This is a genomic window from Cytobacillus sp. (assembly GCF_032154635.1).
In the GTDB taxonomy this organism is placed as follows: Bacteria; Bacillota; Bacilli; order Bacillales; family Cytobacillaceae; genus Cytobacillus.
Genome location: NZ_JALDXW010000069.1, coordinates 1 through 10,592, shown reverse-complemented (window position 1 = coordinate 10,592; position 10,592 = coordinate 1). Strand labels below are relative to the sequence as shown.

Annotated in this window: 9 protein-coding genes; 2 read left to right on the top strand and 7 right to left on the bottom strand. The window is 37.1% G+C overall.

The window, feature by feature from the left end:
• Nucleotides 1-384: 384 nt before the first annotated feature.
• Nucleotides 385-1,761: a S41 family peptidase gene (locus tag RUH74_RS23455; RefSeq protein WP_313805085.1), complete on the top strand. Its 1,377-nt coding sequence runs from the start codon at nt 385-387 to the stop codon at nt 1,759-1,761.
• Between the two features lie 201 nt (nt 1,762-1,962).
• Here RUH74_RS23455 and RUH74_RS23450 read toward each other — a convergent pair whose 3' ends face one another.
• From RUH74_RS23450 to RUH74_RS23435, 4 genes are all read right to left on the bottom strand, one after another.
• Complete coding sequence (locus tag RUH74_RS23450; RefSeq protein WP_313805082.1) at nt 1,963-2,808, bottom strand: hypothetical protein; 846 nt, start codon at nt 2,806-2,808, stop codon at nt 1,963-1,965.
• Nucleotides 2,801-3,319 (bottom strand): sigma-70 family RNA polymerase sigma factor, encoded by a 519-nt coding sequence (locus tag RUH74_RS23445; RefSeq protein ID WP_313805079.1) that lies wholly within the window; start codon nt 3,317-3,319, stop codon nt 2,801-2,803. The genes RUH74_RS23450 and RUH74_RS23445 overlap by 8 nt, the downstream gene beginning before the upstream one ends.
• A gap of 211 nt (nt 3,320-3,530) precedes the next feature.
• On the bottom strand, nt 3,531-4,187 hold the full coding sequence (locus RUH74_RS23440) for an HAD family hydrolase (protein ID WP_396230165.1): 657 nt from the start codon (nt 4,185-4,187) through the stop codon (nt 3,531-3,533).
• 68 nt (nt 4,188-4,255) lie between these two features.
• Nucleotides 4,256-5,086, bottom strand: a complete 831-nt coding sequence (locus RUH74_RS23435) for a GNAT family N-acetyltransferase (RefSeq protein WP_313805073.1) — start codon at nt 5,084-5,086, stop codon at nt 4,256-4,258.
• Nucleotides 5,087-5,704: 618 nt separating this feature from the next.
• Between RUH74_RS23435 and RUH74_RS23430 the strand changes: the two genes are divergently transcribed.
• A complete protein-coding gene (locus RUH74_RS23430) occupies nt 5,705-7,684 on the top strand; it encodes a coiled-coil domain-containing protein (RefSeq protein WP_313805071.1) in 1,980 nt (659 codons plus the stop codon).
• A 260-nt stretch (nt 7,685-7,944) separates the two neighbouring features.
• On the opposite strand, the gene RUH74_RS23425 is transcribed toward RUH74_RS23430, so the two are convergent.
• From RUH74_RS23425 to RUH74_RS23415, 3 genes are read right to left on the bottom strand one after another with little or no spacing between them, the layout of a single operon-like run.
• Nucleotides 7,945-8,217 carry a hypothetical protein gene (locus RUH74_RS23425; protein ID WP_313805069.1) on the bottom strand — a complete coding sequence of 91 codons (273 nt, stop codon included), beginning with the start codon at nt 8,215-8,217 and terminating at the stop codon, nt 7,945-7,947.
• Nucleotides 8,217-8,981 carry an Ig-like domain-containing domain gene (locus tag RUH74_RS23420; RefSeq protein WP_313805067.1) on the bottom strand — a complete coding sequence of 255 codons (765 nt, stop codon included), beginning with the start codon at nt 8,979-8,981 and terminating at the stop codon, nt 8,217-8,219. Before RUH74_RS23420 ends, RUH74_RS23425 begins: the two co-directional genes overlap by 1 nt.
• The gene (locus RUH74_RS23415; protein ID WP_313805065.1) at nt 8,982-9,962 is read right to left on the bottom strand and encodes an Ig-like domain-containing domain; all 981 of its coding nucleotides are present in this window, start codon (nt 9,960-9,962) and stop codon (nt 8,982-8,984) included.
• Nucleotides 9,963-10,592 lie beyond the last annotated feature (630 nt).

Below are 10,592 nucleotides of genomic sequence, written 5' to 3'. Positions count from 1 at the left end.
CCGAAATGCTAGATAAAATCATAAAGTTGCTCGATAAAAGATTGAGAGTACGAGATAAAATGAAAAAGTTGCTAGATAACTTTAGCAACATGCACAATAAGTAATTTTACTGCGCTGGTGATTACGTCGTACAAAAGAGCTTGTTCAATGAATCAGACCGGCAAATAATTTCACACAGAAAAAGAAGGATCAAAGCAGTCGTTGATCGGCTCCCCGTTTCTATTATTAACTGGGACAAGGTTCCTGTCCCCCTGTCCCATCACCACACGACCCCTGTCCCGCCTCGCCAAAAAATCTATGAATCTGGCAAAAAGTAGTCTAATATATAGGTGACGGTGCCTGTCACCGCGTGATTCGACAAACTTAGGGAGGTGCCTGTTTTTTATGTTGAAAAAGTATTTTAGTTTTTTACTAGTTTTTTTGCTTTTATCGAATGTGACAGCTGTTTCTGCGGCTGAGCCGATTGATGAGATCCGTGCATTAATAAAGGATTATTACATAGAGGATGTACCGGCTTCTGTGCTGGCCAAACCGACTGCCAAAGAAATTACTAAGTACCTGGATCCTTACTCTGCCTACATGACAGCCGAAGAGTTTGCTGATTTTTCCAATGGAATCGAGCAGCAGCTTGTCGGGGTGGGGATTGTTTTAGAAGAGGATGTTAAAGGAATAAAGATACTCTCCGTTATCCAAGGTGGACCTGCTGACCGGGCAGGTATGCAAGCAGGCGATATTATTGTTAGCGCCAATGGCATAAGCCTTGCTGGAAAATCAGTTCAAAACGCTATTTCTCTCATTAGCGGAAAAGAGAACACGACCGTAACCTTAAACTATATTTCAGTTGAAACGAACAAGCTTGTGACAAAGACGCTAACAAGAGAATTAATTAAGCTGCCAAATGTCGAGTATAAAATGCTCGGGGGCGACATCGGGTATGTTCGCCTAAACAGTTTCGCCCAAGAATCAACAAAGGAAGTTATTAACGCAATAGGAAAATTAAGCGGAGCAAAGGGCTGGATTTTCGACCTTAGAAATAATGGCGGAGGATATGTGTCTGCTGCCCAAGAAATTGCTGGCCTTTTTCCACATGTAAAAAATGCGTTCCAGCTGCGCTATAAAACAGAGAAGCCAGAAATTTACGCAGCCATTCCACAAAAAGTAAAGTTTGCAGAGCCGACTCATATTTTAATCAATGAGTACAGTGCAAGTGCATCAGAAATGGTTTCCGTCTCTGTTAAAGAGCAAAAAGGAGCCACCTTATACGGGCAAACGTCTTTTGGCAAGGGATCGATGCAAACATTGTTCCCGCTAAGTGACAACAGCCTGTTAAAATTAACAACTGCACGTTTCTACTCGCCAAACGGCATACCTGTGCACGAAGTAGGCGTGACACCAACTATTGAAACAGCGGAAGGGGAAGAATTAACAGTCTCCCACAAAGATCAATTAATCGCTAAATACAAGGGGTACCAGAAGCTTCCAACGCTTAAGGACGTCCCAGTTACGAAAACATTTACAGTTAAAATGAATATGAAAATGAATTGGTCTGCACTTAAGCAGGAGGATGTCCAGCTTATTCAACTAGGTGGGAGTGAGGTCCCGGTGGATGTGAAAGTAGCTGACGAGTATAAAATGACTATCATACCTAAGGCCAAGCTGCAATCAAAAGGGCAATACATGCTCCTTATCCATCCAAAATGGACAAGCCAACATGCCAAGCAAATGCAGAAGGGCATTTACCTTGAGGTGACAGTAAAATAAAGGAAAAGGGCACAATGCTGTGCTCTTTTTTCTACTATTCCGAGCAAGCGATGATTCTTAGGGCAACTTTAAATAATTGATGAACACAGTTAATTTGCCCCAAATTATGGGTAGGCAATTTTGTTATTTCAATAGAATTAATAGAAAAAGAGAAAGGCGATCTTCCTTATTGAAAGATCGCGCCCGATAAAAGTTTTCTTTTCACTTATAGGGTAATGTAATTTCTAATGTTTTTGTAGGTTTGTCAGCTTTTTGATGCCATTGTGTGACAGCTTCATTAGTATTAGTTTCAATATTTGCGACAGTCAAACTTATTTTTTTATTGGATAGCCAGACTATATTTGTTATCGGCCAATTATAATAACTAAAATACTCATGATTTACAGATGGAATTCTGGATTGTGAGTTGGACTTAAGATTGATTACAACAATTCTTTGTTTTGTTTTATCAGCATTTGAAAGCAAAAACATTACATTTTCATTATCTGGGGAGTACATTAAATCGCTAGTGATCGTTCCTTCTCCTAATGGAGTCATTGTCTGGACTTTCTCATTTACATTCATAAAAGCACTTGCACAGGCAGTTCTGCCACAATCAAATGTAACGATAAAAGATTTATTTAATGTAGTTACATTTTTAACATCGATATAGCTTAATGCAGAAAGAACGTCTTCTTGTTCTCCATATTTATTCTCTTTTACATATTTAACAAAGCCACTAAACATATTTTTAGGAAGCTCAATTGTTTCTCCAGTCGAAGAATTCTTCATTTTAACTAGGTCATTATACCAATAATTAGGTATTTTAACTATGTCTGAAGGGGCAGCCGAATGATTCGGAATCAGATTATTTTCTTCACTATTAAAAGAAAAAACTAAAATGATAGTTGTTATTAAAACGGCTATACTCGCTGTAATAGGAGCGAAAGTTTTTATCTTTTGGTTTGAGCGAAAAGGATATTGTTTATTTAACTTATTCAATACATTTTGTTGATGATCTGTTGTATTACCAATTTTTAACCTTAATTGTCTTTTAATTTCATTCATTAATTAGCACCTCCCATTGTTGAGTCGATAACATATTTCTTAATCGCTCCTTCGCTTTTTTTAAACGATATTTAATCGTACTAGGTGATGTATTTAAGACAATAGAAATTTCAATTATGGTTAATTCTTTATAATAATATAGAACAATTACTTCGCGAAGTTTAATTGGTAAAGCCAAAACAGCATCTGCCACAATTAATTGCTCATCTTGCAATATCAGTTGATTTCTTTGTCGAATAAACACTGTAAAGACATTTGTTAACGTATGTGTTCGATAACGCCAACTTTTCAAATAATCTTTACACTTGTTAATTGTTATTCGAGTTAAATATGTCTTTAAACTAGAATCCCCTTTGAATTCATTTGATTTCAACCAATAGTTAATAAATGCATCTTGAACAATATCTTCTGCAGTATTCCACTCTTTCACGTAGAGATAGCTTAGCTGAAGTAAGTAATCGTTGTATTCACTTATAATCGTTTGAAACTCGGATTCCTCTATTTGACCCATACATATCCCCCCTGTTTCCTTAATTATTAGACGAAACAAAAATTGGAATAGTCAAATTTGGCTGAGACTAAAAATATTATTTTTAATATCCGGTTTCTGCAATAATAAAAAGAAGCGATTTCTACAAATCGCTCCTGTAAATGTAAGATGGAAAATCTCATTCATACATCATTCAATTTTAAAAAATCTCCCAACATTGATTAGGCTAAAACTATGTAAAATAACTCAATAACCGATCAAAGGAATCGATCTCGGCAGATGGTTTTATGTCGGTATCGTTCTTAAGCTTATGCGGATTAAACCATATGCCATTTATATTGGCATGTTGACAGCCGCCAATATCTTTTTCTAAGTCATCTCCAACGAATAATGCAGCTTCCGGTGGCACATTCAGCTTATGTAATGCTAGTTCAAATATGCGTTTGTCAGGCTTACTCAAGCCCACTTCTTCAGAAATAATGATTATATCAAAACAACTATTTAGATGAGTGTTCATGATTTTAGCCTTTTGTCTCTGAGTGGAGCCGTTTGTTATAATGGCCACTTTAGCATGCTCTTTTATCGTATTTACGATATTTATCGTATTTTGGTCTATAGAAAAGCATGCAGGAAAATGTTTATTCCAAAAATCTTGAATATCATGGCGCGGCAATCGATATTTTGGTGGAAATTCATCAAAAAATGATTCCAAAACATTTATTTTATCTCCATGGCCATAGGATCTTTGATCATGTTCTTTGAATTTCTGCAGCATGTCGTTTTTGACTGAATGATTAACGTCCTCATAACACTTTTCAAAAATAAGCAAAAACATGTTATCTACTGCCTTATCCCTATTAAGTAAGGTATCGTCTAAATCAAATAGCACGGCTTGATAATCTCTCAAATCGCTTCACTGCCTTTCTCGCATTATATGAAAAAGTGCCCATTACTGCCTCATTTAAGTGGAAAATAATAACCAACATAATTAAATACATTTCTAAACCCTATATTCTCTGCAACTGCAACAGAGGGCTTGTTCATTTCCATGCAATCCCAATATGGAATCATATGATTCGCCAAACAATCTTGAACAAAATGGTGAGCTGCCTTTTGAGCGAGTTTCTTCCCCTGATGAGTTTCTACTGTTTCAATACTGATGCAATGTACATTGCCAACGACAAAAGCTGAAAAACAAACACTAACAATCTCATTTTTGTAAACCATACAATAACCTATGCCATTGCTAAAGAAACTTTCAGGTGAAGACCAAAACTCTCCTATTTTTGAATGTAAAAATTCAATGTTTTTTATGGAGTTATTCTTATTTTCAAAGAGAGTTTCGCTGATTTTAATAAGCTGATATTCTCGTTCCATGACAGGTTCATCATTGTCTTTATAATCACCCTTTTGTAAAGTATAAACCTTTTGATTCCAACTTTTTAATTTACGATGTTCAAAAACTCTTTCAATCGTGTGATTCCATTTTTCGTGATTGCCAACTGCTTCAAACCATTCAAGTTGGACTTTTGCTGCTTCTGGTACGATTACATCGTTAATAAAAGGGCTTAAATCATTATTAAACCCCTCGTTTTGCTCATTCCCAAAAAAGATAAATCCATCATTGTTTCCTAACCAAATGAGTCCAGAAGCAGGGGTATTTATATCATCAACAAAGATACGGCCCGGATTGATATGTTCAACAATTGCTAGTGCTTCTATTTGCCCTTGTTCATTTAATAATTCTCTACATTTACTAAATTCAGCTTTATCTAATTCTGCTATCATAAAACTTCCCCTGCCTCTCCAAATTGTAATGTGTTAAGTGCTGCCTAGGTACAATCAAGCTTGCAGCTGTACCGTTAAAACTTGTTTTTAAGACATACCTACTTGCGTTACGTTTTTGTTTGTTGCGTTGTTTTGGTTCATGTCCATCCCTCCAAAAGAAAGTTGACTTTGATGATTTGCATCGCATTGGTCCTATCTCCGCTGCTAAACAAACTGATTTGGTGCAACATTTGAATCGTTTATCCAGCTAATTTTGCTAGATCACCAACTTACTAGTATTTTGTATGTTTAATGGTCATCTTTTTAATTTGAACATTATTTTTCCCACTAACAATGCCACAATAAGGGACATAAGGTTCCGGTGTTTTTCTTATTATTTTACTAAAAATTAGAAATTTTAGTAAATTAATTAACAAATATCGGCGCTACATGGGGTGAATGCATTTTAATGTATTTCTCAAAAGTTCTTTATTAAGAATTTATTCTACCAAACTATTTTAAATTCTATCATTATCGTGTATAATCGGGAATATAATTTAAAATGAATCTCTTTGTCCAGCTTATTTTTTTAGAGAAAATGTTCTATATAAAGAACATAAAAGGAGGTTGACATAGTCTTTGAGGCACAAGAGAAGGCTTAAGAAGCAATGGAAAAGAATGTTTCGGACAGTTACATCAAGTGTGGCGATATCCTCTCTTTTGCTAGGAACAGCAAGATTGACAGTTCCTACATACGCAGCATTTACCTCTGTGCAGGATCAAGAAATCGGGGTTCAGGCCTGTTTCATTTTCCCGAAGGAGATTGAAAAGCGACGAGATCTTACATATGAGTGGAAGGAAGAAGCCATCGTACTGATGCAGAATGCACTGACAAAAGCAAGCGAAGTCAATGTGGCGGGCTTGACAGAAAAGATCGATGGCATGATCGAACCTGGGGAAGAAGCTGCTGCCGAAGCACCGCCAGCAGCTTCAGTCGACTCGACTACGATCGAAGGACTACAAGCCCAACAGGAAAGCTTGCGAGCAGAAATTGCTGCTATTCAAACGGCAATTGCAGCAAATGAACAAAGAATCGCAGACTTAAAAGCAATGATTCTTGAGATTCAAGCTTTTCAAACAAAGCTGCAAGATATTCTTACTACTGATTTTCCAAAGGCCGATGAAAAGGCAAGGGAGAATCTAGAGAAAATAGAAAAAACTTTGGAGTTCATCAAAGGCATAGTGGAACTTGCCATTGAACAATGCAATTATGACCCAGAGTTCTTTGAGCTAATCCTTGCCCAAATGGAAGGCTACAAGGAAGAACTCACCTTATTTATGGAGGAATTCGCTAAAGGAAAAGCGTTAATAGAAGAACAAATCGAACTTTTATCAGCGAAAACAAAAGAAGTTCATGCAGCCATAGAAGCCCTCCGCCAGCAAAACACAGACTTACTAGCAAAAATTACTGAGCTTGAAAGCGCGATTGCTGCCATCGACCAACAAATCATCGTCTTCCAAGAAATCCAAAAGAAAAAGGATGCGCTAAAAGAAGGGGCAGCCGAGCTGATTCAAAAGCTAATCGATTCAAAGAATTTAACAGCCGAACAAATGAAATACTTAATGGATAAATTAGCAGAAATCAATGTGGCTCTAGATAACAAGGATTTAACCTCAGACATTAGTGGATTAGAACAAGCGATCGCAGACATAGAGAAAGAAATCTCCCATCTGGAGGAGATCGAAGTACAAAAGAAAGGCTTAAAGGAAGGAGCAAGCCTGCTCATCCAAAAGATCACTGAATCAACGACTCTATCAGAGGAACAAAAGCAAGCGCTTCTTGAAAAATTGACAGGTCTCGATTCAGCTATTGATCATGGGGACTTATCCGCTGGAACAGGGGAAATCGAAAAAGCCCTTGCTGAAATCGAAAAGGAAATGAAGCAAAAAGAAGAAGAGGCAAAGCTAGAGAAGGAAAAGATTGAAAAAGAACAACTTGAAAAAGAACAACTTGAAAAAGAACAGCAAGAGGACGGAGCCGATGAAACAAAACCGCCAAATCCAAATTCAAAAGAAGGCATCGACGCACTCATGAAACAAATTTCAGAATCAACGACATTAACCGAGGAGCAAAAGCAGGAGCTGCTCGAAAAATTGGCTGAATTAGATGCAGCTATCAGTGAAAATCCATCTAAGGGAACAAGTGAACTCGAAAAAGCTCTTTCTGATCTCGAAAAAGAAATGAAACAAAAGGAAGAGGAAGCAAAAGGAGATCAAGAGGAGAAAGAAAAAGCGGAAGAGGATAAGGAAGCTCCAGAAGAAGGGAAAGGAGAACCTGCTGAAGAAGAAAAATCAAAAGACCCAGCAAAAGAAGGGGAGCAGAAGCCAGAAGAAGAAAAACCTGTCAAAGAAAATGAAAAAAAACAAAACCAACAGCCGGAAGAACAGCAGCCAGCAAGAGAAACGAGCAACAGCATTACAGATAAGTTATTAAACAGCGAAGCCGTTCAACCGCGCATTTTAAAAACAGAAAAGCCGAATAAAAATTTATCCATTGAAGATACAAGGCTTGATATGAGAAGAGAAGAATCTTCCGTTGAGATAAAGGAGAATCAATAAAACAGCAAAAAGCTCCGGATGCATAAGCACTCGGAGCTTTTTATAAATGTATAAATGATTTCCCTGCGCTAGTAATTTTCCTCGTACATTAAAGCATACTCAGACCGACTATATTTTTAATATAAAAAAGGCCAGCACTCCCATTAAGAGTACTGGCAAAATGATTCGGCAGCCATGCTGCCCAGTTAGGTAAGCACTAGCCATTGGAAAAACTCGTTGCTAGTGTCCATCTAATAGACGTTATGAGCATCGAAAAAGTTTCATTCAATTTGAAGAATTTTAAAACCATCGTCTTTCGAGTCACTTTTTTCGTCTGAATCCTCTTTGTTCTCCTCAGCACTAGAAGCTTCCTCGCCATTTTCTGTTGCTGCAGTTTCTGCTTCATTCTTTACTTCTCCAGAAGAAACGCCCTGTTCGACGCTCGCTTCTTTACGGGAATCCTCTCCAAGATCAGAAAATAGCATCGGCCAAATAATTAGGTTGGCAATAATAAGCGAAAAGATCAATGTATTACGGAAGGCTTTCTTCATCATTATGGAATGACAACCTCCTTCGTTTCGAGCACTTTGCCTGACATGCTGTACCCTTTAACGGTAATCTTATCACCGGACTTTAGACCAGGCTGATAAAGAACAAATAAATTATTGCCTTTATACTCAAACACATGACTGCCAGCCTTTACCTTTGTCACATAATCGCTTACTTGTACACTGATTTCATCAAAATGTGAGTGTTTTTTCGTCTGAACCTTAACTAGATTCTTCCCAGGCGTTTTTGAGCTTGTGCTAGAATTAGCACTGGAACTAGAACTAGATTTAGAGCCCGATCCAGAACTGGATGTTTTCCCTGAAGAGGAAGTTTGCTGCTTCCCGCTGCTTACAGCAGTTCCACTCGAGTTTTTGCTTCCTTTTGAAGCAGTCTCCATTTTAAAAGGCAATACTGTATGCTCGCTCAAAAACTCATTCTGATCGGATTTTACGTTTCCTTTAATATATAAGTAATAGGTAATGCCTTTTTTATAAGGAGATTCTGGCGTAATCGTCACTTTTTGTTCGTCTTTTGATAGGCTGAGCTTTGCTTTTATCTGTCGCTTCTTTTCATCTTTAATAAGGAAGTTTTGTTTCTTAAAGGTTCCTTTATTAATCGGCTGTGTGAAGGTAATCGTCCAGCTCTTCATTGGATCCTGGATCGTTCGTTCATTGAGCGTAACCTCTTTAATAGAAGCCTGCCCTTGAAGAAGCCCGGGAAACACAATAAGAATACCAACCATCATAGAGAGGATAGCTAGTTTCTTCATTTATCTATCCTCAACCTGAACTTTAATATCCTGCATTAAGCTTTCAGACAGCAAAGAAGCGAATAAGCTCTCCTTCGATAGCAGCTCATGGAACGTATAGCCATTTCCTGCCGTCTTATATTTATATGATTCCTTAAAGGAAGTAATCGCTTTGCCATCCTCGGCAGCGAACTTAATAATCTTCGAATCAATCGTTTGCTGGGCATTGTTTAAAACCGTCACCTTTACGTCGTAAAAGTTAGGAATATTAGAGAAGCCAATGTCGAACGTAAATTGGTTCTTTGAAGCCTTTGTTCCAGTTATTTTGTTCGCATACCCCTTTTGAAGGCTCTTACCATCTTTCATAATATCGACATGGACGTTTACGACATCTTCGCTCTTTGTATTAATGTCAATATTGGTGATGCCGTTAAATGAGGTCTGCTCTCCCGTCAAGGCACCTGTCTTTTTATGAATCACAGAAATTTCATTAATATAACGTTTTGGAGCGAACGCTTTAATTTGTCTGGGTGCATACTGCTCGAGCATGTTCATCAATCTGCCTTCGTTGACAACCATTAATTCGTAGAAATCGATATAGTTGGTTTGGAACGTATAAGACAAATGCTGATTATATGTACCATTTTGCAGATCCACAGCTGGTCCGTTGAATTGAACCATGTATTCTTTGTTGAAATCTAATGATCTCTCAGGAAGGATGAACAATGCCTCCCCATCCTTTTTTATGGTTTTAATTGGGAAATCATAATACGTGCCATTTCTTTTCTCAAATAGTTTAATATATTGTGAGGAAATCGCACGTATATCACTGTTAAAATAAATGCGGATGTCCGTATCGATCGGTACATTCTGTTCAGAAGCAGCAGGGCTTGTACGATCAATCCTTGGATATGTTGCTGCAGAGACCGATTGATCCAAACCAGGTATTAAGATGGAAAGGAGCAATATGAATGTAACGCCTATCCCTTTCAGTTTCTTCATTATACAAACCACCTTCATTAAGAATCATTCTTTAGTCTTACTATACAACGAAATTCGACATTTCTCTATCCCTAAATAGGAAAAAGCCGCCAATTTTGGCGGCCTTTCCTGAACGCTGGAGCGAAGGTTAGTACGTTTGTACTATACAAGTTAAAGAAAGCATCCATTAGGGAGAAAACCTTCTTAATGATAGTGTACCAAATATTAGCGAAAAGTACATGAAAAATTTTCTATTATAGACAAATTTTTATTTAAAGAGGAATATTTTAAAATTCACTGAATAGATTAGTAAAGTGTGCATTCCAATATGAAACAGTAAATATATTACAAAATTAATAAAAATATGATAAAAAATGTAGAAATTTAGCAAGCTTTATATTATGATAAGAAATATAAACCAAAGTTGGGAAGTCTGCCTCCAATTACCTAAAAAAATATATATTGGTAACTATTGCATTAAAGTTAATAGTTTGATATACTTTTTTACTAGTTAGGTAAGCAGTGAGTATAGAGGAAAACACAACCATTGGTTTATTCATTGCTAACAAATAAAAATGCACTACATAGTACGAAGGGAGAATACAAGTTTATGAAAAAGAAAGCTATTAAAATCGCAGCTTCAACAGCTGT